Raw genomic sequence first — 223 nt, 5'->3', positions numbered from 1 at the left:
ATTTCCAGAATTGTTAAGATAAGACTTAAACAATGATGACTTGACTGACTCCTGAGAGTACTGTTGGTCCTCATTGCGCAAATGTCGAGTAGAGCACTCGAATTTGCACGAAGGTTTATGCTTGGCGACAATAGCGACGTGGCACCACCTGAATCCATTCCGAACTCAGAAGTGAAACACGTTAGCGGCGATGGTAGTGTGGGGTCTCCCCATGTGAGAGTAG

General features: G+C 46.6%; 1 rRNA gene. It reads left to right on the top strand.

Annotated features, from left to right (window positions below):
- Positions 1-120: 120 nt before the first annotated feature.
- Positions 121-223, top strand: a 5S ribosomal RNA gene (gene rrf / locus ACXAH6_RS20500); the annotation flags it as partial.

The organism is Alteromonas sp. ABE4_545, assembly GCF_056161325.1.
This window is presented reverse-complemented; position numbering and strand designations above follow the sequence as displayed.